Origin of the sequence: Pseudomonas sp. CC6-YY-74 (assembly GCF_002025205.1) — a bacterium.
Lineage (GTDB): Bacteria > Pseudomonadota > Gammaproteobacteria > Pseudomonadales > Pseudomonadaceae > Aquipseudomonas > Aquipseudomonas paeninsulae.
Genome location: NZ_CP019947.1, coordinates 361,025 through 387,959, shown reverse-complemented (window position 1 = coordinate 387,959; position 26,935 = coordinate 361,025). Strand labels below are relative to the sequence as shown.

General features: G+C 62.1%; 23 protein-coding genes and 1 pseudogene. 11 read left to right on the top strand and 13 right to left on the bottom strand.

The features are described 5' to 3' along the window. Window positions 1-8: 8 nt before the first annotated feature. The 11 genes and pseudogenes from lpxD to rpsB all read right to left on the bottom strand — a co-directional run bounded on the left by lpxD (window position 9) and on the right by rpsB (window position 11,547). A complete protein-coding gene (gene lpxD, locus B2D37_RS01760) occupies window positions 9-1,067 on the bottom strand; it encodes a UDP-3-O-(3-hydroxymyristoyl)glucosamine N-acyltransferase (RefSeq protein ID WP_079201109.1) in 1,059 nt (352 codons plus the stop codon). Window positions 1,068-1,069: 2 nt separating this feature from the next. Beyond that, entirely contained in the window at window positions 1,070-1,573 is a 504-nt protein-coding gene (locus B2D37_RS01755; protein WP_079201108.1) for an OmpH family outer membrane protein, read from the bottom strand. A 47-nt stretch (window positions 1,574-1,620) separates the two neighbouring features. Continuing rightward, window positions 1,621-3,981 carry an outer membrane protein assembly factor BamA gene (gene bamA, locus B2D37_RS01750; RefSeq protein ID WP_079201107.1) on the bottom strand — a complete coding sequence of 787 codons (2,361 nt, stop codon included), beginning with the start codon at window positions 3,979-3,981 and terminating at the stop codon, window positions 1,621-1,623. A gap of 74 nt (window positions 3,982-4,055) precedes the next feature. Further along, window positions 4,056-5,408: an RIP metalloprotease RseP gene (gene rseP / locus B2D37_RS01745; protein ID WP_079201106.1), complete on the bottom strand. Its 1,353-nt coding sequence runs from the start codon at window positions 5,406-5,408 to the stop codon at window positions 4,056-4,058. A gap of 69 nt (window positions 5,409-5,477) precedes the next feature. Continuing rightward, on the bottom strand, window positions 5,478-6,665 hold the full coding sequence (gene ispC, locus B2D37_RS01740; RefSeq protein WP_079201105.1) for a 1-deoxy-D-xylulose-5-phosphate reductoisomerase: 1,188 nt from the start codon (window positions 6,663-6,665) through the stop codon (window positions 5,478-5,480). Beyond that, window positions 6,662-7,477, bottom strand: a complete 816-nt coding sequence (locus tag B2D37_RS01735; RefSeq protein WP_079201104.1) for a phosphatidate cytidylyltransferase — start codon at window positions 7,475-7,477, stop codon at window positions 6,662-6,664. The genes ispC and B2D37_RS01735 overlap by 4 nt, the downstream gene beginning before the upstream one ends. Then, entirely contained in the window at window positions 7,477-8,232 is a 756-nt protein-coding gene (gene uppS / locus B2D37_RS01730; protein ID WP_079201103.1) for a polyprenyl diphosphate synthase, read from the bottom strand. The genes B2D37_RS01735 and uppS overlap by 1 nt, the downstream gene beginning before the upstream one ends. A gap of 16 nt (window positions 8,233-8,248) precedes the next feature. Then, a complete protein-coding gene (gene frr / locus B2D37_RS01725) occupies window positions 8,249-8,806 on the bottom strand; it encodes a ribosome recycling factor (protein ID WP_079201102.1) in 558 nt (185 codons plus the stop codon). Continuing rightward, window positions 8,803-9,545, bottom strand: a pseudogene (pyrH, locus tag B2D37_RS01720) (UMP kinase). Before pyrH ends, frr begins: the two are co-directional and overlap by 4 nt. 195 nt (window positions 9,546-9,740) lie before the next feature. After that, window positions 9,741-10,610, bottom strand: a complete 870-nt coding sequence (gene tsf / locus B2D37_RS01715) for a translation elongation factor Ts (protein WP_079201101.1) — start codon at window positions 10,608-10,610, stop codon at window positions 9,741-9,743. Between the two features lie 175 nt (window positions 10,611-10,785). After that, on the bottom strand, window positions 10,786-11,547 hold the full coding sequence (gene rpsB, locus B2D37_RS01710; protein ID WP_079201100.1) for a 30S ribosomal protein S2: 762 nt from the start codon (window positions 11,545-11,547) through the stop codon (window positions 10,786-10,788). A 273-nt stretch (window positions 11,548-11,820) separates the two neighbouring features. Between rpsB and map the strand changes: the two genes are divergently transcribed. From map to B2D37_RS01675, 7 genes are all read left to right on the top strand, one after another. Next, complete coding sequence (gene map / locus B2D37_RS01705) at window positions 11,821-12,603, top strand: type I methionyl aminopeptidase (protein WP_079201099.1); 783 nt, start codon at window positions 11,821-11,823, stop codon at window positions 12,601-12,603. 32 nt (window positions 12,604-12,635) lie between these two features. Then, complete coding sequence (locus B2D37_RS01700) at window positions 12,636-15,338, top strand: [protein-PII] uridylyltransferase (protein ID WP_079201098.1); 2,703 nt, start codon at window positions 12,636-12,638, stop codon at window positions 15,336-15,338. Window positions 15,339-15,390: 52 nt separating this feature from the next. After that, window positions 15,391-16,587, top strand: a complete 1,197-nt coding sequence (dapC, locus tag B2D37_RS01695) for a succinyldiaminopimelate transaminase (protein ID WP_079201097.1) — start codon at window positions 15,391-15,393, stop codon at window positions 16,585-16,587. Between the two features lie 2 nt (window positions 16,588-16,589). Continuing rightward, a complete protein-coding gene (locus B2D37_RS01690) occupies window positions 16,590-16,937 on the top strand; it encodes an ArsC family reductase (RefSeq protein WP_079201096.1) in 348 nt (115 codons plus the stop codon). Window positions 16,938-16,976: 39 nt separating this feature from the next. Then, window positions 16,977-18,011 carry a 2,3,4,5-tetrahydropyridine-2,6-dicarboxylate N-succinyltransferase gene (dapD, locus tag B2D37_RS01685; RefSeq protein WP_079201095.1) on the top strand — a complete coding sequence of 345 codons (1,035 nt, stop codon included), beginning with the start codon at window positions 16,977-16,979 and terminating at the stop codon, window positions 18,009-18,011. Between the two features lie 168 nt (window positions 18,012-18,179). After that, complete coding sequence (locus tag B2D37_RS01680; RefSeq protein ID WP_079201094.1) at window positions 18,180-19,385, top strand: aminotransferase class V-fold PLP-dependent enzyme; 1,206 nt, start codon at window positions 18,180-18,182, stop codon at window positions 19,383-19,385. Beyond that, on the top strand, window positions 19,382-19,798 hold the full coding sequence (locus tag B2D37_RS01675; RefSeq protein WP_079201093.1) for a SufE family protein: 417 nt from the start codon (window positions 19,382-19,384) through the stop codon (window positions 19,796-19,798). The genes B2D37_RS01680 and B2D37_RS01675 overlap by 4 nt, the downstream gene beginning before the upstream one ends. A gap of 239 nt (window positions 19,799-20,037) precedes the next feature. Here B2D37_RS01675 and tcdA read toward each other — a convergent pair whose 3' ends face one another. Then, window positions 20,038-20,844 (bottom strand): tRNA cyclic N6-threonylcarbamoyladenosine(37) synthase TcdA, encoded by an 807-nt coding sequence (gene tcdA, locus B2D37_RS01670; RefSeq protein ID WP_079201092.1) that lies wholly within the window; start codon window positions 20,842-20,844, stop codon window positions 20,038-20,040. A gap of 171 nt (window positions 20,845-21,015) precedes the next feature. On the opposite strand from tcdA, the gene B2D37_RS01665 reads away from it, so the two are divergent. The 4 genes from B2D37_RS01665 to B2D37_RS01650 all read left to right on the top strand — a co-directional run bounded on the left by B2D37_RS01665 (window position 21,016) and on the right by B2D37_RS01650 (window position 24,796). Then, window positions 21,016-22,167 (top strand): iron-containing alcohol dehydrogenase, encoded by a 1,152-nt coding sequence (locus B2D37_RS01665; protein ID WP_079201091.1) that lies wholly within the window; start codon window positions 21,016-21,018, stop codon window positions 22,165-22,167. Between the two features lie 75 nt (window positions 22,168-22,242). Further along, window positions 22,243-23,397 carry a succinyl-diaminopimelate desuccinylase gene (gene dapE / locus B2D37_RS01660; RefSeq protein WP_079201090.1) on the top strand — a complete coding sequence of 385 codons (1,155 nt, stop codon included), beginning with the start codon at window positions 22,243-22,245 and terminating at the stop codon, window positions 23,395-23,397. Window positions 23,398-23,599: 202 nt separating this feature from the next. Next, on the top strand, window positions 23,600-24,403 hold the full coding sequence (locus B2D37_RS01655) for a putative RNA methyltransferase (protein ID WP_079201089.1): 804 nt from the start codon (window positions 23,600-23,602) through the stop codon (window positions 24,401-24,403). A 21-nt stretch (window positions 24,404-24,424) separates the two neighbouring features. Beyond that, on the top strand, window positions 24,425-24,796 hold the full coding sequence (locus B2D37_RS01650; protein ID WP_079201088.1) for a hypothetical protein: 372 nt from the start codon (window positions 24,425-24,427) through the stop codon (window positions 24,794-24,796). A 297-nt stretch (window positions 24,797-25,093) separates the two neighbouring features. On the opposite strand, the gene B2D37_RS01645 is transcribed toward B2D37_RS01650, so the two are convergent. Further along, window positions 25,094-26,929 carry a Gldg family protein gene (locus B2D37_RS01645; protein ID WP_079201087.1) on the bottom strand — a complete coding sequence of 612 codons (1,836 nt, stop codon included), beginning with the start codon at window positions 26,927-26,929 and terminating at the stop codon, window positions 25,094-25,096. Window positions 26,930-26,935: the final 6 nt, after the last annotated feature.

The following is a 26,935-nucleotide window of genomic DNA, read 5'->3' as shown; positions in this document are numbered from 1 at the left end:
TAGCCGGCTCAGGCATCAGATGAGGCGTTCCCGCTGGAGGTCACGGCAGCCAGTTGTTTTTCCAACTGTTGCAGTCGCCGCGCCATGTCATCCAACTGACGAATTCGTGCCGCACTCTTGCGCCACTCGCCCGCAGGCTGCATGGCGGTACCAGAAGAATAAGAACCCGGCTCGGTGATCGAGCGGGTCACCATGGTCATACCCGTGACGAAGACTCCGTCGCAGACTTCGATGTGTCCGACCATGCCGACGCCACCGGCGATCATGCAGTTCTTGCCAATTTTGGTGCTGCCGGAAATACCCGCACAACCGGCCATGGCCGTGTTGTCGCCGATCTGCACGTTGTGCGCGATCATGATCTGGTTGTCCAGCTTGACCCCGTTACCGATCAGCGTGTCTGCCAGCGCACCGCGATCGATGGTGGTATTGGCGCCGATTTCGACGTCGTCGCCGATCACCACACCACCGATCTGGGCAATCTTCTGCCAGACACCCTTCTCGTTGGCGAAGCCGAAGCCCTCGCCGCCGATCACCGCGCCCGACTGGATCACCACCCGTTTGCCGATGCGTACATCGTGATACAGGGTGACCCGCGGCGCGAGCCAGCCACCCTCACCAATCAGCGAACGCGCACCGATCACGCAATGCGCGCCGATCGTCACGCCGGCGTCGATCCGCGCACCGCCCTCGATCACCACGTAAGCACCGACACTGGCACTGGCATCCACCTGCGCATCATCGGCCACCCATGCGGTTGCATGCACACCAGCCGCAGCCTGTGGCTTGCGATCGAACAGGTGGGAGAGCTGCGCATAAGCCAGATAGGGATTGGCGACCAGCAAGGCGTTGCCGCTGTAATTCTCGGCATCGGCGGCGGTCAGCAAGACCGCGCCGGCACGGCAATCGGGCAGGTATTTGCGGTATTGCGGATTAGCCAGAAAACTCAGTTGATCAGGGCCAGCCTCCTGCAAGGTGGCCAAACCACTGACCGCTTTATCGGCGGAGCCACGCAAGGTGGCATCCAGCCGTTCGGCCAGCTGAGCGAGGGTAAAAACCGGAGCCTGCATGATCAGCGCAGCTGATTCATGCGCTCGATAACCTGCAGAGTGATGTCGAACTGGGGTTTGACATCGATCACCGCACCGCGCTCGAGCACCAGGTCGAAGTTACCTTTCTTGATCACTTCTTCCACGGCTTTATCCAGGTTCGGCTTGAGCTTTTTCAGCATCTCGCGATCGGCAACAGCCTTGGACTCGTTCAGCTCTTTGGACTGGAACTGGAAATCGCGGGCCTTCTGCTTGAATTCGAGTTCGAGACGCTCACGCTCGGCGGTCTGCATTTTTTCGCCATCTTTGACGATGCGATCCTGGATGCGCTTGGCATCGCTTTCCAGGGTCTTGAGCTTGCTCAGCTGCGGGCCGAATTTTTTCTCGGCATCGACCGCATAGCGCTTGGCCGCATCGGACTCGAGCAGCGCCATTTGGTAATTGAGTACTGCTACTTTCATTTCGGCAAATGCTGGGGTCGCCAGCAGGGCCACGCTTAACAGAACCAGTTGGGTCAACTTACGCACGGTGCAACTCCTGCAAAAACTGTTGTAGTTGTTCAGTAATCGGACGCTTAGAACGTCTGACCGAGGGAGAACTGGAATACCTGGGTGTCGGCGTCGTCCGGTTTGACGACCGGCATGGCCAGACTGAAACTCAATGGCCCCAGCGCGGTGATCCAGGTCAGGCCCACACCCACGGAGCTGGCGAGACTTCCTGCATCCAGGGAGCAGCTGTCGCTAAGGGCTTCCTGGCTGGAGCTGCAGTTGGTGTCGAACACATTACCCACATCCCAGAACAGCGCGGTACGCAGCGAACGCTGATCCTTGACGAACGGCATCGGGAACAGCAACTCGACGCCACCCTGGATCAGCACATTACCACCGAACGGCAACGGATCCTGATCGGGGTCGAACGAAGTGCCCGGCTTGGTACCTGTACTTGGCGTGCTACGCGGACCCAGACTGCTGTCCTCGAAACCGCGCACCGAGCCGAAACCGCCAGCGTAGTAGTGCTCGTAGAACGGCAGCTCGGCAGTCGAGCCGTAGCTGTCGCCATAGCCCAACTGGGTGTGGAAGCGCAGGCTGTAGCTGTCGCTCAGCGGCTTGAACACCTGGCCACGGTAGTCGACCTTGTAGAATGACAGGTCGCTACCCGGCACCGTGGTTTCCAGCACCAGACTCTGGGAATGGCCACGGGTGGCCATGACGCCGCGATTGAGGGTCGATTCCGACCAGCCCACCGAGGCCTTGAGGTTCAGGTAGCTGTCGCCTTCGTTCTTCAGGAAATCGAAGATCTCGTCGACCGTGAACACGCCAGTGCTGATGTCATCCTGCTGCGCCGTCAGACCATAGGTCAGGCGCGCGGTTTCGCTGATCGGGTAACCGATGCTGGCGCCAACGCCATAACTGTCCACCGCATAGCTGGACACATTGGTGTCGAGTTCGTCGTAGTCGGTGGTGCGATAGAAGGCGTTGTAGCCCAGGCTGACGCCATCGGCAGTCCAGTAGGGGTCGACGAAACCGAAGTTGTAGCGTTCCTGGAATTCGCTGCGGGTCAAGCCGACGCTGACTTTGTTACCCGTGCCGAGGAAGTTGTTCTGGGTGATCGAGCCACCGAGGATCAGGCCGGCGTTCTGGGCGAAACCGACGCTGGCGGTGATCGAACCGGACGCCTGCTCTTCGACGCTGTAGTTGACATCGATCTGGTCGTCGGTACCCGGTACTTGTGGGGTTTCGACGTTGACTTCCTTGAAGAAGCCCAAGCGTTCCAGACGGGTTTTCGACTGATCGATCAGGTAGGTCGAAGCCCAGCCGCCTTCGATCTGGCGCATTTCACGGCGCAGCACTTCATCTTCCGACTTGGTGTTGCCACGGAAGTTGATGCGGTTGACGTAAGCACGCTTGCCCGGATCGATGACGAAGGTGATGGAGACCGTGTTGTCTTCATCATGCGCTTCCGGCAACCCGTTGACGTTGGCGAAGGTGTAGCCCTCGTTACCCAGACGGCGAGTGATCAGTTCGGAGGTGGTGGTCATCACCTTGCGCGAGAAAACCTGACCTTCCTGTACCAACAGCAACGAGCGGATGTCTTCTTCCGGCACTTTCAAGTCACCGGAGAGTTTCACCTCACGCACGCTGTACTTCTGGCCTTCGTCGATGTTGACGGTGATGTAGACGTGTTTCTTGTCCGGGGTAATGGACACCTGGGTCGAGGAAATATCCATATTGATGTAGCCGCGATCCAGGTAGTAGGAACGCAGACGCTCCAGGTCACCGGAAAGCTTTTCGCGGGCATACTTGTCGTCGTTCCTGAAGAACGACAACCAGTTGCTGGTCTTCAGCTCGAACAGATCGATCAGGTCTTCGTCGGCGAAGACGCTGTTGCCCACCACGTTGATATGCTGGATGGCGGCGACCGTGCCTTCATTGATATTGATTTTCAGCGCCACGCGGTTACGCGGCTGCGGGATCACTTCGGTTTCGATTTCGGCCGAGTAACGTCCCTGGGCCACATATTGGCGCTGCAGTTCGTTACGCACACCTTCGAGGGTCGCACGCTGGAAGATCTCGCCTTCGGCCAGCCCGGACTGATTCAGTCCCTTGAGCAGGTCTTCGCTGCTGATGGCCTTGTTACCGTCGATCTCGATGCCGGAAATCGACGGCCGCTCCACCACGGTAATGACCAGCACGTCACCATCACGGCCGAGTTGGATATCCTGGAAGAAACCGGTTTTGAACAGGCCACGAGTTGCCTCCACCAGCGAGCGGTCATCAGCCTCTTCACCGACATTGAGCGGCAAGGCACCGAATACGCTGCCCGCAGACACACGCTGCAGGCCATTGACGCGGATATCGGAGATGGTGAAGGACTCGGCGTGAACTTCGGCGATCATCAATGCGGCAAGCACCGCAGGTAGCAGCAGACGTTTCATGAAGTCCTTTCTTATTCCAACTGACAATAAAAAATCTGCCGCCCAAGGCGACAGATTTGTAATTCAGTAACGGTCTACAGTCGACCCAGGTCGTTGATCAAGGCCAGCAACATCACCCCGATCACCAAACTGATACCAATCTGCATCCCCCAACCCTGCACCCGTTCCGACAGTGGACGACCACGCACCCACTCGACCAAGTAATAAAGCAGATGCCCCCCATCCAGCACAGGGATTGGCAACAAATTCAGAACCCCCAGACTTATGCTCAAGTAGGCGAGGAAGTTGAGAAAATCCCCCAAGCCCGACTCGGCCGAAGCGCCCGCCACTTTAGCAATGGTTATCGGCCCGCTCAAGTTTTTTACCGAGAGCTCGCCAAACAGCATTTTCTTCAGCGAGTCGAGGGTCAGCAGACTCATCGTCCAGGTACGCCGAAAGCCCTCAGCCACGGCCTCCAGCGGTCCGAAACTGACCTCGCGAAGCATCTCAGCTGGCCACTCGACACCGGCAACGCCGGCGCCCAGATAACCTCTGCGGGCCTCACCCTCACCGCGTGCGGCGAGGTTCACGGCCACTTGCATATCCCGTCCATCGCGCTTGACCAGCAGGGTTACGGCTTCGGCCGGCATGGCCTGCACGCGATCAACCAGCTGCTGCCACTCATCCAGCGGCTCGCCATCGAGCATCAGCAGCTGGTCGCCAACCAGTAATCCGGCAGCCTGCGCCGGGCCTTTCGGATCCAGCTGCGCCAACACCGGCAACAGTGCCGGACGCCAGGGGCGAATGCCAAGGGCGGCGATCGGATTTGGTTCCTCAACGCCCCTGAGCCAATCTTTCAGCACGATCTGCCGCAGGCCAGCGGTTGTGGAACCCTGATCGAGGACATCGACACTCAAGGTGCCACTTTCGCCCAGGCGCCGCACCAACTGCAGATTTACCGCCGCCCAGCCAGTGGTCGGCTCACCATTGACCGCAACGATTTCCTGCCCAACCTGCAACCCGGCATCGGCCGCCAGACTACCGACCTCAACGGCGCCGATGACCGGACGCACCTGCTGGCTGCCGAGCATCGCCACCGCCCAGAAAAACACCAGGGCCAGCAGGAAATTGGCAACCGGCCCCGCTGCCACTATGGCAATCCGCTGACGTACGCTCTTGCGATTGAACGATTGATCGAGCTGCTCGGGCGGCACATCGCCTTCGCGCTCATCGAGCATCTTGACGTAGCCACCCAGGGGAATGGCGGCGATGACGAACTCGGTGCCCTGGCGATCATGCCAGCGCACCAGCGGCGTACCGAAGCCCACGGAGAACCGCAGAACCTTGACCCCGCAGCGGCGCGCCACCCAGAAGTGACCAAACTCGTGAAAAGTAACCAGCACCCCGAGTGCAACCAGGGTACCGACAATCATATAGAGCGCACTCATCTAGCTTCTCCGCGACTGGGGGTGTGCTCGCAGCAAATGACCAACCATGCGGCGTTCTGCTTGGGCTTATCAACCACGACGATTCAGCCATTGCCCGGCAAGCTCACGCGCTCGACGATCTGCCGCCAGGACTGCATCCACACTTTCGACCGCCACGCCCGGCTCGGCGTTCAGCACAGCCTCAATGATACTCGCGATCTCGGGAAAGCGAATGCGCCGCTCGAGAAAGGCCGCCACCGCCACCTCATTGGCCGCATTGAGCATGGCCGGCACACTGCCGCCCGCCTCTGCCGCCTCGCGCGCCAGTCGCAAGCAGGGAAAACGCTGCTCGTCCGGCGCATGGAAGTCCAGCCGGGCGATGGCGAACAGATCCAGCGGCGCCACGCCCGAATCAATGCGCTGCGGCCAGGCCAGGGCATGGCTGATCGGCGTGCGCATGTCCGGGTTACCCAGCTGCGCCAACACCGAACCATCGACATAGTCGACCAGCGAATGGATCACGCTCTGCGGATGGATCACCACCTCGACCTGCGCCGGCTTGGCGTCGAACAGCCAGCAGACCTCGATCAACTCGAGGCCCTTGTTCATCATGCTCGCCGAATCCACCGAGATCTTGCGCCCCATCGACCAGTTGGGATGGGCGCAGGCTTGCTCGGGAGTCACCTCGTGCAACTGCGCCAGTGGCGTTTCGCGGAACGGACCGCCGGATGCGGTCAGCAAAATCCGTCGCACACCCACCTGCTCCAGCCCGCGAGCATAATCGCCGGGCAAGCACTGGAAGATCGCATTGTGCTCACTATCGATGGGCAACAAGACCGCACCGCTGCGCCGCACCGCCTCGATAAACAGGGCGCCGGACATCACCAGCGCCTCCTTGTTCGCCAGCAGGACCTTCTTGCCCGCCTCGACTGCCGCCAGCGTTGGCTTGAGCCCTGCCGCACCGACGATCGCTGCCATCACCGCATCCACCTCGGGATGAGCGGCCACTTCGCACAGGCCCTGTTCGCCGAAAAGCACCCGCGTCGCCAGGCCCGCCGCATGCAAACCACCCTGAAGATGGCGCGCCGAGCGCTCATCCGGCACCACGGCATAGCGCGGCCGGTAGATCATGCACAGCGCCTCCAACTCAACCAGGCGGCTGAAGCCAGACAAGGCAAACACTTGATAACGCGCGGGGTGCCGGCCGATCACATCGAGGGTACTGAGGCCGATGGAGCCCGTGGCTCCGAGCACCGTAATCTGCTGCAACTGGCTCACAGGGCACCCCAACCAGCCAGCCACAACAGCGCGGCGAACATTGGAATGGCGGCGGTCAGGCTGTCGATGCGATCGAGCACCCCGCCATGTCCCGGCAGCAGATTGCTGCTGTCCTTGAGCCCAGCCTGACGCTTGAACATGCTTTCGGTCAGATCGCCGACCACCGAAATCGACACCACCAGCGCCGCACCCGCCAGCGCCATGAACAACTCGCTGGCGAACCAGTCCCGGTAGAGACCCACCGCCAGGGTGATCAGCAGGCTGGTGATCAGGCCGCCAATCACGCCCTCCCAGCTTTTGCCCGGACTGACCCGCGGCGCCAGCTTGCGCTTGCCGAAGGCCTTGCCGGTGAAATAGGCACCAATATCCGCGCCCCAGACCAGCACCATCACCGCCAGGATCAAACCGTTGGCCAGTGGCCACTGCTTGAACAGCACCAAGCCTTGCCAGGCCGGCAGCAGGATCAGCAAGCCGATCAACAACCGACCCGGCAGCCCGGCCCAATAGCGGCTACTGGCCGGATAGCTCAACACCAGCACAGTGGCCAGCGCCCACCAGACGACAGCGAGCAGCAACAGCCAGGGCGCCAATGTCGGCAATTGATAGAGTCCGAATAACAGCGCAGCAACCCCAGCGGCATAGGCCACTCGCAGCGGCTGTCCGGCCAGGCCCGCCAGGCGCGCCCACTCCCAGGCACCCAGACTGACCACGGCGCCAATGAACAGCGCAAAGGCCGCACCATCGAGCAGAAAGAACCCGCCCAGGGCGATGGGCAGTAACACCAACGCAGTCATGATCCGTTGTTTAAGCATCAGGCACGCGCCTCGGCATCGACCTGTTCAGCGGATCGACCAAAACGCCGCTGGCGCTTGGCGTAATCCGCCAAGGCCTTGCGCATGGCATCGTGCTTGAAATCCGGCCAGAACAGATCAGAGAAATACAGCTCGCTGTAGGCCAACTGCCATAACAGGAAATTACTGATGCGATGCTCGCCACCCGTACGGATGCACAAATCGGGCAAGGGCAAATCGCCGGTCGCCAGACAGCTCTGCAACAGCTCGGGGGTAATATTTTCCGGCCGCAAGTGCCCGCCCTGAACCTCGCGAGCCAGCCGCTGCGCCGCCTGCGCAATATCCCACTGCCCACCATAGTTGGCGGCAATCTGCAGGACGAAACGCTTGGCGCCGGAGGTCAAGGCTTCAGCCTCACGCATGGCGGCTTGCAACTCCGGATGGAAGCGCGAGCGATCGCCAATGATGCGCAGACTGATGCCGTTCTCGTCGAGCTTCTTCGCCTCGCGGCGCAGCGCGCCGAGGAACAACTCCATCAGCGCCCCGACCTCGTCGGCCGGACGCTGCCAGTTCTCGCTGGAGAAGGCGAACAGGGTCAACACCTCGACCCCGGTCTCGGCGCACACCTCAATGACCGCGCGCACCGCATCGACGCCAGCCTTATGCCCGGCAATACCCGGCAACAGACGCTTGCGCGCCCAGCGGTTATTACCGTCCATGATGATCGCCACATGACGTGGCACGGCCGCTTTAGCGCCGCCTATGGTCTTGTGCATAAGGATCTCCTGACCGCTAAACGGCCATCAGATCCGCTTCTTTCTGCTTCACAGCCACTTCGATTTCCGCCACGAACTTGTCAGTCAGCTTCTGGATATCATCGGCGGCACGACGCTCTTCGTCTTCGCTGATCTCTTTCTCTTTGACCAGATCCTTCAGCTGACTCAAGGCATCACGGCGGATATTGCGCACGGCAATCCGGCCATCTTCCGCGGCATCACGCGCCTGCTTGGTGAAGCCCTTGCGGGTTTCTTCGGTCAGCGCCGGCATGGAAATCAACAGCAACTCGCCCAGATTGGTCGGATTGAAGCCCAGACCGGAACTCTGGATCGCCTTGTCGACAGCAGCCAGCATGCCGCGCTCGAACGCGACAACCTGCAGGGTGCGGGAATCCTTGACGGTCACGTTGGCGACCTGATTCAAGGGGGTGTCGGAACCGTAATAAGACACCATCACGCCACCCAGAATGCTTGGATGAGCCTGGCCGGTACGAATACGACTGAAAGCATGGGTCAGCGAATCCAGGCTCTTCTGCATACGTTCCTGGGTATCTTTCTTGATCTCGTTGATCATTTTTCACTTTCCTCGATCAGAGTACCTTCGGCACCGCCCAGCACGATATTCAGCAGGGCACCGGGTTTATTCATATTGAAGACGCGCAACGGCATCTTGTGATCGCGGCACAAGCAGATGGCCGTCAGATCCATCACGCCAAGCTTGCGATCCAGCACTTCATCGTAAGTCAGGTGATCAAACTTCTCTGCATGCGGATCCTTGAACGGATCGGCAGTGTACACACCGTCCACCTTGGTCGCCTTCAACACCACGTCGGCATCGGTCTCGATGGCCCGCAGGCAGGCGGCCGAATCGGTGGTGAAGAACGGATTGCCGGTGCCAGCGGCAAAGATCACCACCTCACCGGTTTTCAGGTGACGCAACGCCTTGCGCCGGTCGTAGTGATCGGTCACCCCAACCATGGAAATCGCCGACATCACGATTGCCGGGATATTCGAACGCTCCAGCGCATCGCGCATGGCCAGGGCGTTCATCACGGTCGCCAGCATACCCATATGGTCGCCGGTCACCCGATCCATGCCGGCCGCGGAGAGCGCCGCCCACGAAATAGATTGCCACCGCCAATGACCAGACCGACCTGCACGCCGATCCCCACCAACTGGCCGACTTCCAAAGCCATGCGATCGAGCACCTTGGGATCGATGCCGAAATCTTCCGCCCCCATCAGGGCCTCGCCGCTAAGTTTGAGCAGAATGCGCTTATAGCGCGGTTGACGACCACTCACCTGCTGAGCCATTACCAGTCTCTCCTGCGGCGTTTGAATTCTTTACGCGCCTTGCGGCACGGGTTTATCGAGCGCTTTGACAACACCCGGAGTCCTTTGTGCAACGCCTACCATCAGCGCAGCAAACTGCCCGACAGCCCCTCAATTTGACAAAGAGGCCGCGCGCGTATGCGGGCAGCCTCTTCGGGGCGACAACTATAAAGCGTCTTACTGCTTGCTGGCAGCCAGTTGTGCAGCAACTTCTTCAGCAAAGTTGTCTACCGGCTTCTCGATGCCTTCGCCGACCTGGAAGCGGGTGAAGGAAACGATTTCAGCGCCGCCTTTCTTGGCCAAAGCACCGACCTTGATTTCCGGGTCTTTAACGAAGGCTTGCTCAACCAGACTGGCTTCAGCGAGGAACTTCTGGATACGACCGCCAATCATCTTCTCGACGATTTCAGCCGGCTTGCCCTTGATCTTGTCTTCGTTGAGGCCCATGAACACGGCTTTTTCGCGCGCGATCGCTTCAGCGGACACTTCCGTAGGCAGCAGGAACTCCGGATTGCTGGCAGCCACGTGCATGGCGATGTCCTTGGCCAGATCAGCGTTACCGCCGCTCAGAACCACAACCACACCAATCTTGTTACCGTGCAGGTAAGCGCCGACCACGTCGCCTTCAACGCGGGCCAGGCGACGAATATTGACGTTCTCGCCTACTTTGGCTATCAGCGCTTCACGCGCAGTTTCCTGAGCGACGATCAGCGGCGCAGCGTCGGTCAGCTTGTCAGCGATGGCTTTTTCTAGGCTGCTGTTGACGAAATTCTTGAAGTCGTCCTGCAGAGCCAGGAAGTCGGTTTGCGAGTTGACTTCAAGGATCACGGCCGATTTGCCGTCGTCAGCAACCTTGACTGCGATAGCACCTTCGGCAGCGATGTTGCCTGCTTTCTTGGCTGCCTTGATCGCGCCGGAAGCACGCATCTCATCAATGGCTTTCTCGATGTCGCCGCCAGCCTTGGTCAAGGCCTTTTTGCAATCCATCATGCCTTCGCCAGTGCGCTCACGCAGTTCTTTGACTAATGCTGCAGTAATCTCTGCCATTTCAAATTCCTCTTGGATAGGTTGTTAACCATTCCACCCGCCTGAACGGGCGATCAATTCTGTAAACACACTGCTCGAACCCGACCAACAGCAATCGGCCGACAATGGTTTTCCAAGTGGCAAAAAGGGGGCCTAGCCCCTTTCTGCGTAGCGAGTAACGCTTGGCGCGTACCGCTTAGCCCTGAACCGCTTCGGCTGCAGGAGCTGCCGGGACTGCCGGGGCTTGCTCGACGAAATCGTCGCTGCCGCCGCCGGTGTTAGTGCGCCCGCGAACTACGGCATCAGCCATGGCGCCCATGTACAACTGGATAGCGCGGATGGCGTCATCGTTACCCGGAATGATGTAATCAACACCTTCTGGGCTGCTGTTGGTATCGACGACGCCAATAACCGGGATACCCAGCTTGTTGGCTTCGGTGATAGCAATGCGCTCGTGGTCAACGTCGATCACGAACAGAGCGTCCGGCAGACCGCCCATGTCCTTGATACCACCCAGGCTGCGATCCAGTTTTTCCAGATCACGGGTGCGCATCAGAGCTTCTTTCTTGGTCAGCTTGGTGAAAGTGCCGTCTTGGGCTTGAACTTCCAGGTCACGCAGACGCTTGATCGAGGCGCGGATAGTTTTGTAGTTGGTCAGCATGCCGCCCAACCAGCGATGATCGACGTACGGCGAACCGCAACGAGCTGCTTCTTGAGCAACGATCTTGCCAGCGGAACGCTTGGTGCCGACGAACAGAATCTTGTTTTTGCCCGAAGCCAGCTTCTCAACGAACGACAGCGCGTCGTTGAACATCGGCAGGGTTTTTTCAAGGTTGATGATGTGGATCTTGTTACGCGCGCCGAAAATGTACTTACCCATTTTCGGGTTCCAGTAACGGGTCTGGTGACCGAAGTGCACACCGGCCTTCAGCATATCGCGCATATTGACTTGGGACATGGTAGTTCCTTGATAAGTCGGGTTAGGCCTCCACGCATCCCAATCTCCAACCAGTCGCACGTGGCGAAAGGCACCCAGGAAATTGTGTCGATGCGTGTGTGGATTAAAGCTCCCAGGCATACGGCCCGTAAAGCGGCGCGTTTTATACCATAAAAGATCGCCGCAAGCTACAGCCATCAAGCCAAAAGACAAAGCGGCCACGCGCGCAGCTTATGGCTTGCAGCTTGAAGCTGCTAACATAACCCTCTTTTCAGTCTGCACCCGAGAGCCCATATGACCGTCACCATCAAGACGCCCGTTGAAATCGAAAAAATGCGCGTAGCCGGCCGCCTCGCTGCCGACGTACTGGAAATGATCGGCGAGCACGTCAAACCCGGAGTCACCACCGAGGAACTGGATCGCATCTGCCATGACTACATCGTCAATGTGCAGCAGGCCATCCCCGCGCCGCTCAACTACAAAGGCTTCCCCAAGTCGATCTGCACCTCGATCAACCACGTGGTCTGCCACGGCATCCCCAACGAGAAGCCGCTGAAAGAAGGCGACGTACTGAACATCGACATCACCGTGATCAAGGACGGCTACCACGGCGATACCAGCAAGATGTTCATGGTCGGCAAGGTGCCGGAATGGGCCGAGCGTCTGGCCAAGATCACCCAGGAGTGCATGTATAAAGGCATTCAACAGGTGCGTCCCGGCACCCGCCTGGGCGACATCGGTGAAGTGATCCAGAAGCACGCGGAGAAGAATGGCTTCTCGGTGGTGCGCGAGTACTGCGGCCACGGCATTGGCGCGGTGTTCCACGAAGAGCCGCAGGTACTCCACTACGGCCGCGCTGGCACCGGCATGGAACTGAAAGAAGGCATGACCTTCACCATCGAGCCGATGATCAACCAGGGTCGTGCGGAAACTCGCCTGCTCGGCGATGGCTGGACCGCGATCACCAAGGATCGCAAGCTCTCGGCACAGTGGGAGCACACCATCCTGGTCACCGCCGATGGCTACGAGATCTTCACCCTGCGCAGCGACGACACCATCTCCCGCACCTCGGCCTAATCATCGCCGCTCTCATAAAGGAAGATCGTCGCATGCCGCAGGTAGACTCCAAGCTGTTCGACCGCGGGCAATTCCAGGCAGAACTGGCGCTCAAGGCCAGCCCCATCGGCGCCTTCAAGAAGGCCATCCGGCGCGCCCATGAGGTGCTCGATGCACGCTTCAAGAAGGGTCGCGAGGTCCGTCGACTGGTCGAGGATCGCGCCTGGTTTACCGATCAGATCCTGCGTGAAGCCTGGGATCGCCTGGAGTGGAGCGAAGACGCCGACATCGCCCTGCTGGCGGTCGGCGGCTATGGCCGTGGCGAACTGCACCCCTACTCGGATATCGACCTGCTGATCCTGCTCGACAGCGCCGACCACGAAACCTTCCGCGAGCCGATCGAACGCTTCCTCACCCTGCTCTGGGACATCGGTCTGGAGGTCGGGCAAAGCGTGCGCTCGGTCGACGAATGCGCCGATGAAGCCCGTGCCGACCTGACGGTGATCACCAACCTGATGGAAAGCCGCACCATCGCCGGCCCCGAGCGCCTGCGCCAGCGCATGCAGGATGTCACCAGCACCACGCAGATGTGGCCAAGCAAGCACTTCTTCCTGGCCAAACGCAAAGAACAGCGCGCCCGCCACGCCAAGTACAACGACACCGAATACAACCTCGAACCCAACGTGAAGGGTTCGCCGGGCGGCCTGCGCGACATCCAGACCATCCTCTGGGTCGCCCGCCGCCATTTCGGCACCTTGAATTTGCACGCCATGGTCGGCCAGGGCTTTCTCCTGGAAAGCGAATACTCCCTACTGGTGTCCAGCCAGGAGTTCCTGTGGAAAGTGCGCTACGCCCTGCACATGCTCGCCGGCCGCGCCGAAGACCGCTTGCTGTTCGACTACCAACGCGAGATCGCCAGCCTGCTGGGCTATGAAGATGGCAATGCCAAGCTGGCAGTCGAACGCTTCATGCAGAAGTACTACCGCGTAGTGATGGGGATTGCCGAGCTGAGCGATCTGATCAAGCAGCACTTCGAAGAGGAAATCCTCCGCGCCGGCCAAAGCGGCCAGGCGCAGCCGCTGAACAGCCGCTTCCAGCTGCGCGACTGCTATATCGAAGTCACCCACCCCAACGTATTCAAACGCACGCCCTTTGCCATTCTGGAAATCTTCGTGCTGATGGCCCAGCACCCAGAGATCAAGGGTGTGTGTGCCGATACAATTCGCCTGCTACGCGATCACCGCTACCTGATCGACGACGACTTCCGCAGCGACATTCGCAATACCAGCCTGTTCATCGAGTTGTTCAAGAGCGCCCAGGGCATCCACCGCAACCTGCGGCGGATGAACCGCTACGGCATTCTCGGGCGTTACCTGCCCGAATTCGGCCACATCATCGGACAAATGCAGCACGACCTGTTCCACATCTATACGGTCGATGCGCACACCCTCAACCTGATCAAGCACCTGCGTAAATTCAAGTGGACGGAGCTGGCCGAGAAATTCCCCCTGGCCAGTAAGCTGATCGGCAAACTGCCCAAGCCCGAACTGATCTACTTGGCCGGGCTTTACCATGACATCGGCAAGGGCCGCGGCGGCGACCACTCCGCGCTGGGCGCGGTGGACGCCGAAACCTTCTGCGTGCGCCATCAGCTACCCAACTGGGACCGTAAACTGATCGTCTGGCTGGTGCAGAATCACCTGACAATGTCGTCCACCGCCCAGCGCAAGGACCTGTCCGACCCGCAGGTGATCTACGATTTCGCCCGCCTGGTCGGCGACCAGACGCGCCTGGACTACCTCTATGTGCTGACCGTGGCCGACATCAACGCCACCAACCCCAGCCTGTGGAACTCCTGGCGCGCCAGCCTGCTGCGCCAGCTCTACACCGAAACCAAGCGCGCCCTCAACCGCGGCCTGGAAAACCCGCTGGACCGTGAAGAACAGATTCGCCTGACGCAGAGCGCCGCCCTGGACATTCTGGTGCGCGGCGGCACCGACCCGGACGAGGCCGAACAGCTGTGGTCGCAGCTCGGCGATGACTACTTCCTGCGCCACACCGCCGGCGACGTGGCCTGGCATGCGGAGGCGATCCTACAGCACGCCAACGACAGCAATCCGCTGGTGCTGATCAAGGAAACCACCCAACGCGAATTCGAGGGTGGCACCCAGATCTTCATCTATGCCGCCGACCAGCACGACTTCTTCGCCGTGACCGTGGCCGCCATGGCCCAGCTCAACCTGAACATCCATGACGCGCGGATTCTCACCTCGACCAGCAAGTTCACCCTCGATACCTATATCGTCTTGGAGGCCGAGGGCGGCTCGATTGGCGAAAATCCTGCGCGGATCAAGCGGATCCGCCAAGGCCTGGTCGACGCGCTGAAGAACCCCGATGATTACCCGAACATCATCCAGCGCCGGGTACCGCGCCAGCTCAAGCATTTCGCCTTCGCCCCACGGGTGACCATCCACAACGACGCGCAACGCCCGGTGACCATCCTCGAATTGACCGCCCCCGATCGACCGGGTCTGCTGGCCAGGGTCGGGCGGATCTTTCTCGACTTCGACCTGTCACTGCAGAATGCCAAGATCGCCACCCTTGGCGAGCGGGTGGAAGACGTGTTCTTCGTCACCGACGCCAACAACCAGCCGCTGTCCGACCCCGAACTGTGTCGCCGGCTGCAGGAAACCATCATCGAGCAGCTCTCGGACGCCAATGGGCAGACCACAGAGCCAAACCGGATAACTATTTGATGACGGCAAGCGCAGACCACCAGTAGTCGCTTGCAGTACCCAGGAAAGAAACATGAACGACGCGTTGAACCAGCTGCAACCTTATCCCTTCGAAAAGCTCCGCGCTTTGCTGGCCGGTGCTCAGCCGCCGATCGACAAGCCGGCCATCGCCCTGTCGATCGGCGAGCCCAAGCATCGCTCGCCGGCTTTCGTCGCCGAGGCGCTCAGCGCCAACCTGGAGAAACTGGCGGTCTACCCCAGCACCCTGGGCATCGCCGAACTGCGTGAAGCGATCGCCGGCTGGTGCAGCCGGCGCTTCAATCTGCCGGCCGGCATGCTCGACCCGGCGCGCCAGGTACTGCCAGTCAACGGCACGCGCGAAGCCCTGTTCGCCTTTACCCAGACCGTGGTGCAACGGGGTGTCGAGGGCCTGGTGATCAGCCCCAACCCGTTCTACCAGATCTACGAAGGCGCGGCCCTGCTCGCCGGCGCCCAGCCGCACTACCTGGCGTGCCTGGAACAGCATGGCTTCAACCCGGATTTCGATGCGGTGCCGGCCGAAGTGTGGCAGCGCTGCCAGATCCTCTTCCTCTGCTCGCCCGGTAACCCGACTGGCGCGCTGATTCCGTTGACCACTCTTAAGCGGCTGATCCAGTTGGCCGATGAGTATGATTTCGTCATCGCCGCCGACGAGTGCTACAGCGAGCTGTATTTCGACGAGCTGAACCCACCCGCCGGCCTGCTGACGGCCTGCGCCGAACTGGGTCGCAACGACTTCAAACGCTGCGTGGTGTTCCACAGCCTGTCCAAGCGCTCCAACCTGCCAGGCCTGCGCTCGGGCTTCGTCGCCGGCGACGCCGACATATTGAAAGCTTTCCTGCTGTACCGTACCTACCACGGCTGCGCCATGCCGGTGCCAACCCAACTGGCCAGCATTGCCGCCTGGAACGACGAACAGCACGTCAAGGCCAACCGCGAACTGTACCGCGAGAAGTTCGATGCCGTGCTGGCGATTCTCGATGGCGTGCTCGATGTGCAGCGCCCGGATGGCGGCTTCTACCTGTGGGCCAGAACCCCGATTGACGACGAAACCTTTACCCGTGAACTGTTCGCCCGCGAGCACGTCACCGTGGTGCCCGGTTCCTACCTGTCGCGCAGTGTCGAGGGTATCAACCCAGGCGCCAATCGTGTGCGCATGGCCCTGGTCGCACCGCTGGCCGAGTGCGTGGCAGCCGCCGAACGCATCCGCGCCTTTGTGAAGAGCCTGTAAGCATGAGCAAAACCCTGTTTGGCATCAAAGCTTGCGACACCATGAAGAAAGCCCGCACCTGGCTCGACGAGCACGGGGTAAGCTACGTCTTTCATGATTACAAAACTGTCGGCATCGACCGTGAGAACCTGGACAAGTGGTGCAACGAGCATGGCTGGGAAACCATTCTCAACCGTGCTGGTACCACCTTCCGCAAATTGGACGAGGCGCACAAAGCCGACCTCGACCAAAACAAGGCGATCGGACTGATGCTCGCTCAGCCGTCGATGATCAAGCGCCCGGTGCTGGATCTCGGCAACAAGACCCTGATTGGTTTCAAGCCCGAGCGCTATGCCGCTGAACTGGCCTGAACAATCCGTACCCATTGAATTCGCGTTAAGGAAAGCAACATGACCAATACCCTCTTCAGCCTGGCCTTCGGTGTCGGCACCCAGAACCGTCAGAGCAACTGGCTGGAAGTCTTCTATGCCCAGCCCCTGCTCAACCCATCGGCCGAACTGGTGGCCAAGGCTGCAGAAAAACTCGGTTACAACGGTGGCAACCAAGCGCTCGGCTTCACCACCCAACAAGCCGGCGACCTGGCCGAGGCCTTGAAAGGTATCGATGCCGCCCAGGCTGCCCTGCTCACCCGCCTGGCGGAAAGCCACCAGCCGCTGGTCGCCACCTTCCTCGCCGAAGATCTGCCCCTGAGCAGCACGCCCGAGGCTTACCTCAAGCTGCACCTGCTGTCCCATCGCCTGGTCAAGCCGCATGGTCTGAACCTGACCGGGATCTTCCCGTTGCTGCCGAACGTGGCCTGGACCAGCCAGGGTGCCATCGACCTGACCGAATTGCCCGAGCGCCAACTAGAAGCACGTCTGCGCAGCGAACTGCTGGAAGTCTTCTCGGTGGACAAGTTCCCGAAAATGACCGACTACGTGGTGCCGAGCGGTGTGCGCATCGCCGACACCGCTCGCGTGCGCCTGGGCGCCTACATCGGTGAAGGCACGACCGTGATGCACGAAGGTTTCATCAACTTCAATGCCGGCACCGCAGGCCCGGGCATGATCGAAGGCCGCGTCTCCGCCGGCGTATTCGTCGGCAAGGGCTCCGACCTGGGCGGCGGTTGCTCGACCATGGGCACCCTGTCCGGCGGCGGCAACCTGGTGATTTCCGTGGGCGAAGGCTGCCTGATCGGCGCCAACGCCGGTGTCGGTATCCCCCTGGGCGACCGCAACACCGTGGAGTCCGGCCTGTACATCACCGCCGGCACCAAGGTGGCACTGCTCGATGGCCAGAACCAGTTGGTCAAGGTGGTCAAGGCACGCGAACTGGCCGGCCAGCCGGACCTGCTGTTTCGCCGTAACTCGCAAACCGGTAGCGTGGAATGCAAGACCCACAAGTCGGCGATCGAGCTGAACGAAGCCCTGCACGCGCATAATTAAAAAGTTGGTTTAACGCTGCTGCGCTCTCCCATGCGGCGTTGCAATAAGGCTCGAACGTGTCATTTACTTGAGTAAACTCCACGTCCTCGCCTTATTGCGCCTGCCTGGGCTTCGCTCGCTACGCGTTAAACCCAACTTTTAGGCGCCAGACACGCTCTGGAAAACTCCATGTCTTTTACGTCTCCCTGGCGCGCTGACTTTCCCGGCATCCTGGCCCTCGACGGCGAAGGCCAGACCTACCTGGACAGCGCCGCCACCGCACAAAAGCCACAGGCCATGCTCGATGCCCTGCTCGGCTATTACGCGGGCGGTGCGGCCAATGTGCATCGGGCCCAGCACTTGCCGGGCGAGCGGGCTACCCGCGCCTTCGAAAGCAGCCGTGACAAGGTCGCGCGCTGGCTCAATGCGCCAGACTCGGCGCAGATCCTGTTTACCCGCAGCGCCACCGAAGCCTTCAACCTGCTGGCCTATGGCCTGGAGCATGAGTTGCAGGCCGGTGACGAGATTGTCATCAGCGCCCTGGAACACCACGCCAATCTGCTGCCCTGGCAGCAGCTGGCCCTGCGCCGCCACCTCAAGCTGATCGTTCTGCCGCTGGATGCCACCGGCCTGATCGACCTCGAGCAGGCGGCCAATTTGATCGGCCCGCGCACCCGGGTGTTGGCGCTCAGTCAGTTGTCCAATGTGCTCGGCTGCTGGCAGCCGCTGACCAAACTGCTCGCTCTGGGCCAAGCCCAGGGCGCACTGAGCGTGGTCGATGGCGCCCAGGGCGTGGTGCATGGCCGGCATGACATCGAGACCCTGGGTTGCGATTTCTATGTCTGCTCCAGTCACAAGCTCTACGGGCCGGATGGCGTCGGCCTGCTCTATGGCCGCAAACCGGCACTGCAGCGTCTCCGGCACTGGCAGTTCGGCGGGGAAATGGTGCGGGTGGCCGATTACCAGTGCGCCGAGTTTCGCGCTGCGCCGCTGGGCTTCGAGGCCGGCACGCCGCCGATCGCCGGGGTGATCGCCCTGGGCGCCAGCCTGGACTATCTGACCTCACTGGACGCTGTTGCCGTGGCCGCCCATGAAGCCGCGCTGCATGGCCAACTGCTCAGCGGCCTGACTGCGCGCGACGGCATCCGCCTGCTGGGTGCGCCCAAGGTGGCGCTGGCCAGCTTCGTGGTCGCGGGCGTGCACAATGCCGACCTCGCCCACCTGCTCACCGAACAGGGCATCGCCGTGCGCGCCGGTCATCACTGCGCCATGCCGCTGCTGAACGGCTTCGGCCTGGCCGGAGCGATCCGCGTATCCCTAGGCCTGTACAACGACAGCGCAGATCTGCAGCGCTTCTTCGCCGCGCTGGATCAATCCCTGGAGCTGCTGCGATGAGCCTGCCCGCCGACGCCGAGCAAGCGCTCGCCGCCTTCGGCCAATGCCCCGGTTGGGAACAGCGCGCGCGTTTGCTGATGCAGTGGGGCGAACGCCTGCCCGCGCTGAGTGACGAGGAGCGCTGCGAGGCCAATCGTGTGCACGGCTGCGAAAGTCAGGTCTGGCTGGTCGCCGCACAACGGGATCAGTGCTGGCAGTTTCGCGCCAGCAGCGATGCGCGTCTGCTGCGCGGGTTGCTGGCGCTGCTGCTGGCCCGGGTCAACGGCCTGACCGGCGCCGAATTGAGCGAAATCGACCTGGCCGACTGGTTCGCCCAACTCGGCCTGGCGCGCCAGCTCTCGCCCTCGCGCAGCAATGGCCTGAATGCCGTGCTGCAGCGCATGGGCGAGCTGACCAGGCAGCCATCGACATAGCCGATCAGCCGCGGCTACCAGCACAGCTGGCTGGCCATGCCGGCGGGCTGAACCCAAGGGCGAAGACAATCAGCAAGAGGCTGCCCAGGGCGCGGTACGCGGTACGCACATGGCGCAACCCAGCAGGGTGAAGGCCACGAATCATTACAGCCACCTCATGCTCCATAACGGCGCAAACAACCTCCACAACCCGCGCCGCTTGCCTGCCGCTTAGTCGAAGTGGCAGAGCCTGAGACGCCTCACAATGCCTGACGTTCGGCCGGCCTGCGCGCGCCGGCCACCAGTTTTTCCACGGTCTTGGCCACGGCGACCATGCCGAAGCTCGCGGTGACCATCATCGCCGCACCAAAACCGCCGGCGCAGTCGAGCTTGACCCCTTCGCCGACAAAGCCCTTGTACTGGCACACGCTGCCGTCCGGCTTGGGGTAGCGCAACTGCTCGGTGGAAAATACACAGGGCACGCTGTAGTTACGCCCCGGCGTACGCGAAAATTTGTAGTCGCGGCGCAGGGTCGAGCGCACCTTGGCGGCCAGCGGATCGTTCCAGGCCTTGTTCAGGTCGCCGACCTGAATCTGCGTCGGGTCGATCTGCCCGCCGGCGCCGCCGGTGGTCACCACCTGGATCTTGCGCCGCTTGCACCAGGAGATCAGCGCCGCCTTGGCGTTGACGCTGTCGATGCAATCGATCACCGCGTCGAGTTGCTCGGTGATGTATTCGGCCATGGTCTCGCGGGTGACGAAGTCCGCCACCGCGTGCACCACGCAGGCAGGATTGATCGCCCGAATGCGCGCCGCCATCACCTCGACCTTGGCCTGGCCGACCGTGCTGTCCAGCGCCTGGATCTGCCGGTTGGTATTGCTGACGCAGACATCGTCCAGGTCGAACAGCGAGATCTCGCCGACGCCCGAGCGCGCCAGCGCCTCGGCCGCCCAGGAACCGACGCCGCCGATGCCGACCACCGCGACATGCGCCGCAGCCAGACGCTCGGCGCCCTCGCGACCATACAGGCGGGCAATTCCAGCAAAGCGTTGTTCGTCGATCGTCATTTCATCACCTCGATCCCCATACCCCGGGCAGGCGCGCATTATAGGAAGGTCGCCTGGCACACCCAAGTGCCGATTCGACTCAAGCCGGTGAATAACCACCTGTATGGGTTTGCTCGAGTCGGCGGCGCGGTAGTCCGCCGACCACGAGAAAACCGCCTGCCGGAGCCTGCCATGCAGAATTTCAGTTTTCATAACCCGACCAAGATCCATTTCGGTGAAGGCCAGATCGCCAAGCTCGGCAAGGAAATCCCCGCCGGCAGCCGCGTGCTGGTCACCCATGGTGGCGGCAGCATCTTCCAGAACGGTGTATGGGCACTGGTCGAGGAAGCGTTGGCGGGCTTCGCCATCAGCCGCTTCGCCGGCATCGAAGCCAATCCGCAGTTCGACACCCTGCTGCGCGCCGTGGAGCAGGCCAGGCGCGACGACTGCAACTTCATCCTGGCCATCGGCGGCGGCTCGGTGATCGACGCCAGCAAGTTCATCGCTGCGGCGCTGTGCCATGCCGGCGAGCCGCTCGAACTGCTCACCGGCACCCGCGCCAAGGCCGCGATCCCCCTGGGCTGCGTACTGACCCTGGCCGCCACCGGCTCGGAAAGCAACCAGCACGGCGTGGTCACCCATGTGGCGCGCCAGGAGAAGCTGCCGTTCTCCAGCCCGCTGCTGTTCCCGCGCTTCGCCATCCTCGACCCCTGCACCACGTTCAGTCTGCCGGTGCGGCAAATCGGTAACGGCGTGGTCGATGCCTTCGTCCACACCATCGAGCAGTACCTGACCTACCCGGCCGACGCACCGCTGCAGGACCGCTATGCCGAAGGCCTGCTGCAGACCCTGATCGAGGAAGGTCCAAAAGCCCTGGTCAACCCCGAGGACTACCAGGTCCGCGCCAACCTGATGTGGTGCGCCACCCAGGCGCTCAACGGCCTGATCGGCTGTGGCGTACCCCAGGATTGGGCGACCCACCTGATCGGCCACGAGCTGACCGCGCTTTACCACATCGACCATGCGCAGACCCTCGCAGTGGTCCTGCCGGCGTTGCTCGCCGAGCGCCGCGAGGCCAAGCGCGCCAAGCTGCTGCAATACGCCGAACGGGTCTGGCAACTGCGCGAAGGCACTGAAGACACGCGCATCGACGCGGCGATCGCCGCCACCGAGGCCTTCTTCAAGCGCATGGGCGTGCCGACCCGCCTGTCCGAACACGGCCTGGATGCCGACGCGATCCCCCAGGTGCTGGCGCAACTGCAACGCCACCAGCTGACTGCCCTCGGCGAACACCGCGATATCGACCTGGAAGTCAGCGAGCGCATTCTGTTGCGCGCGTTGTAACTGCAGGCACAGGCCCAGGCTGCTGTTTTGCTTTAATATGGCGGCCTTCCTGCTTGATGCCGCTCTGGAGCCGCAATGACTGCCCCCGCCCCGACCCTGACGCCCACCCTGGAACTCGCCTGCGACCTGATTCGCCGCCCGTCCGTCACCCCGGTCGACGAAGGCTGCCAGGAGCTGATGATGCGCCGCCTCAACGCCCTGGGCTTCCAGATCGAAGCCATGCGCATCGAGGAAGTGGATAATTTCTGGGCCAGCCATGGCCAGCAGGACGGTCCGGTGCTGTGCTTCGCCGGGCATACCGACGTGGTGCCGACCGGCCCGTTGCAGGCCTGGCAGCACCAACCGTTCGACGCCCTGATCGACGAGCAGGGCATGCTCTGCGGGCGCGGCGCGGCCGACATGAAGGGCAGCCTGGCGTCGATGATCATCGCCGTCGAGCGCTTCGTCACCGACCACCCGCAGCATAACGGCCGCATCGCCTTCCTGATCACCAGCGACGAGGAAGGCCCGGCCCAGCACGGCACCAAGGCGGTGGTCGAGCGCCTGGCCGCGCGCGGCGAACGCCTGGACTGGTGCATCGTCGGCGAGCCGTCGAGCACCTCGCTGGTGGGCGATACGGTCAAGAACGGCCGCCGCGGCTCGCTCGGCGCCAAGCTGACGGTACGCGGTGTGCAGGGCCATGTGGCCTACCCGCACCTGGCGAAGAACCCGATCCACCTGGCAGCCCCGGCACTGGCCGAGTTGGCCAGCGAGCACTGGGACGACGGCAACGCCTTCTTCCCGCCAACCAGCTTCCAGGTCTCCAACCTGAATTCTGGTACCGGCACCACCAACGTGATCCCAGGTGAACTGCAGGCGATCTTCAACTTCCGCTTCTCCACCGAGTCCACGGTCGAAGGTTTGCAGCAGCGGGTCAACACGATCCTCGACAAACATGGCCTGGACTATCACGTGGAGTGGGCCTTGTCCGGCTTGCCATTCCTCACCGAACCCGGCGCCCTGCTCGACGCCGTAGCCGCCAGCATCAGGAGCGTGACCGGTCGCGAAACCAAGCCCTCGACCAGCGGCGGCACCTCCGATGGGCGCTTTATCGCCACCCTCGGCACCCAGGTGGTCGAGCTCGGCCCGGTCAACGCCACCATCCACCAGATCAACGAGCGCGTGCTGGCCAGCGATCTGGACGTGCTGACCGAGATCTACTATCAGACCCTCGTCAAGCTCCTCGCCTGAAATCCATGACTATGTCTACTGCGCACCCCGATAGCTGCGTGACTCGCTTCCCTCGCCCTGCGGGCCCGCCTGCGGCGGTTCAGCCGCAAGCGGCTGTGAGACGGTACTCGCTCCTCGCCTATCTAACTGATATGTCTCGTCGCTGCGTTCCGTCCGCCTTGCTCTCGGGTTGCTCGCTACGACATTTCCACGGATTTTTCGCATGCTGACCTGCCCCCTCTGCCAAGGCGCCTTGAGCGCCGTCGACAACGGCGTGATCTGCCCGGCCGGGCACCGCTTCGACCGCGCGCGCCAGGGTTACCTGAACCTGCTGCCGGTGCAGCACAAGAACAGCCGCGACCCTGGCGACAACGCCGCCATGGTCGACGCCCGCCGACGCTTCCTCGATGGTGGCCACTATGCGCCGCTGGCCAGACGCCTGGCCGAACTGGCCGCGGGATACGCGCCCGCGCGCTGGCTGGATATCGGCTGCGGCGAGGGTTACTACAGCGCGCAGCTTGCCGACGCCCTGCCCGATGCCGACGGTTATGCCCTGGACATCTCCCGCGAGGCGATCAAGCGTGGCTGCAAGCGTTCGCCGCAGCTGACCTGGCTGGTTGCCAGCATGGCCCGGGTGCCGCTGGCCGACGCCAGCTGCCAACTGCTCGCCAGCGTGTTCAGCCCGCTCGACTGGCAGCAAGCCAATCGCCTGCTCGCCCCCGGCGGCGGCCTGCTGCGCATGGGCCCGACCCGCGAACACCTGATGCAACTGCGGCACAAGCTGTATGACGAAGTCCGCGATTACGACGACCAGAAGCACCTCGAACTGATCCCTGCGGGCATGCGCCTGGCCCACAGCGAAACCCTGAGCTTCGAGCTGCAACTGAGCAGCAGCGAGGCTCGCGCCGACCTGCTGGCGATGACGCCCCACGGCTGGCGCGCCAGCGCCGAACGGCGCGCCGCGGTGATCGCCGAACCTTTAGAGGTGACGGTTGCCATACGCTACGATTGGATCGAAAAAATTTAGGCTCCCCAGGAACTGATGACCATGCGCCAACCGGATATCGAGATTTACCTGAAAGATGCCGATCACCACGCCATCGCCGTGTGGCTGAGCGAAACGCTCGGCCCGTGCACGCCCTGGCAGCAGAAAGGCCAGACCTTCAAGTGCCTGGCCGGCGATGTGCCGGTGACCTGGCTACCGAAAGCCGTCGGCAAGTGGCATAGCCTCTACCTGGAAAGCGCCGCCACCCCCTGGGCGGACGACCTGACCTGCGCCCAGGCGGCGTTTGCCGCGCTCGACGTCGAAGTACGCTGCGCCCCGGGCAGCTGGCAGGAAGAGGAAAACGTCGAACAAGCCGACCGCTGGATGCGCATCAGCGCCGATGGCGTCGAGGAAATCACCTGGCGCACCGGCTGAGACTTTCCAGCCGTCAAGTGCCCGGGAATGGGCCGACGTGGCAAGAGGGCACTTACCTAGTGTCGCGCCACAGATCAACCTGCGGTTAAACGGCCTCTCGTAGGGTGGGTTAGGCGCACACTGCCGATAGCGATGAACCAGCAAGATCCGTTGCGCCGTAACCCACCATCGGCGCAACGCGGGAGATCGCTTGGTGGGTTACGCGGCGCGCCACGATAGCGGTGCCTGATCGCTCTGAAGTTGGCGCCGCTAACCTGCGCGGCCCGACCCACCCTACAGTGATCCGACATGTTGTGGTCAACCGTGCTTGCGCCGCCGCCACAGCCACAATGCCAGCACGCCGAACGTCAGCAACAGCGGCATCAGGGCGATATTGACGAACTTCAACGTGCGTCCCAGCGCCTCGATATCGGCGTTCAGCTGGTAACGCACCTCGCGCAGTTCCTTGCGGATCTTCAACTTCTCCTGAAGGAACTGGCGCACCGTGGCCTGCTGTTCCGGGGTCAGCTCCGGCACCTTGCTCGGGTCGTCGCGCTGCTGCAAGACGGCGAGTTTCTGCTCGGTGTCCGCCAGCCGCCCCTGCAGGGCCTGCTCCTTCTCGCGAAAACGTACCTCGGCCTCACGCTGCAATGCCTCGACCACCTCGAACGGACGGGTGAAACGTCCGCGTGAACGCACGCTGATCAGCGCCTCGGAGCCGGCCAGGTTATCCAACGCATTAATCGCGAAACCGGCATTGTCCGCCCACGGCTGCGGAATGCGCTGGCCGAAGAAGTCCTGCACCTGCACCCACATGCGGTCGGTGAGCATATCGGTATCGGCGACCACGATGACGTTGATGTTGTCCGCCTGCTTGAGCCCGTCCTTGCGCCCTTCGATGCCGTCCGGGTAGGCCGACTGCGCCGGGCCGTCAATCCGCGCGGCGATGGTGTAGCGTTCGCCGGTCGGCTGCAGTTCGCGAATCAGTTCTTCCGGGTTCTGCAGCATGCCGAAGCGCTTCGCGTCGAACGGCATGGCGTACTGCGAACTCTGGATCAGCGGGATGAAACGGGTCTTGGCGCCCTCCAGCGGCTCGAGCATGCCGGCGGCGGCCACGGTCAGGTTCTCCAGCGCGGCGGTGCTGATATCGTCCTGATCCAGGGCGCCCTTCGGCAGGCTCAGCCAGGCGGCATGCCGTACCGGCCGACGATCCTGACCCATGCTCACCGACATGGCGTAGGAGCCATCGCCGAGCACCTGATCCGGCACCATGCGCAGGCCCCAGGCCTTGAACAGCGGTTCGAGATCGGAGGACTTGCCGAGGACCCTCTCGCCGGGCATCTCGGCCTGGGTATCGGCCTCACTGAACGGATCGACGAAAGTCAGCAGCTTGCCGCCGCGCAGGACGAACTGGTCGATGGCGTAGAGGGTCTGTTGCGGCAACTGTTTGGGGTGCACCAGCAGCAGCACCGAGACATTCTCGGGGATCAGGTCGACGTCGGCCTTCAGGCTCTCGATCTGGAACAGCTGGCGGATTTCCTCCATCACCATCCACGGCGGCGTCGGCTGGCGGGACGCCATGTCGAAGCCGCCATTGATCTGCAGACCGGACAAAACGCCGACCACCGGCCGCTCGGCCTTGGCCAGGCTCTGCAGCAGGCGGCTGAGCTCGTATTCGAGGAACTCCTCCTGATCCAGGGCGAAGAACGGGATCACCTGCACATCGCCCGCGGCGTTCTTGCCGGCCAGGCCGAAGTAGATCGAGTCGCCGCCCTGCTGCAGAGGAATGGCCTGCAGGCCGAACTCGGCGGCCTGGTCCTCCTCCGCGGAGAAGGGCTCGGGGTCGATGATCTTCAGCTTGAGCTTGTCACCCGCTTCACGTTGGTAAGCCTCGAGCATTTCCTCGACACGCTTGGCGTAGGTGCGCAGCGCCGGCAGGTCCTTGCTGGCAGTGTCGGAGTAGAAGAAGTTCAGCTCCACCGGCTCATCCAGCTCGGCAAGTATCTGCTGGGTACCGGAGGAGATGGTGTAGAGCTTCTGCTCGGTCAGATCCAGGCGTGCGCCGGTCAGGCTCAGGCTGGAGAACAGGTTGAATGCGAGAAACGCCAGGGCGATAAGAGCAAGCCCGGCGCCGGAAACCATCAGCTTTTTCATGGGCGC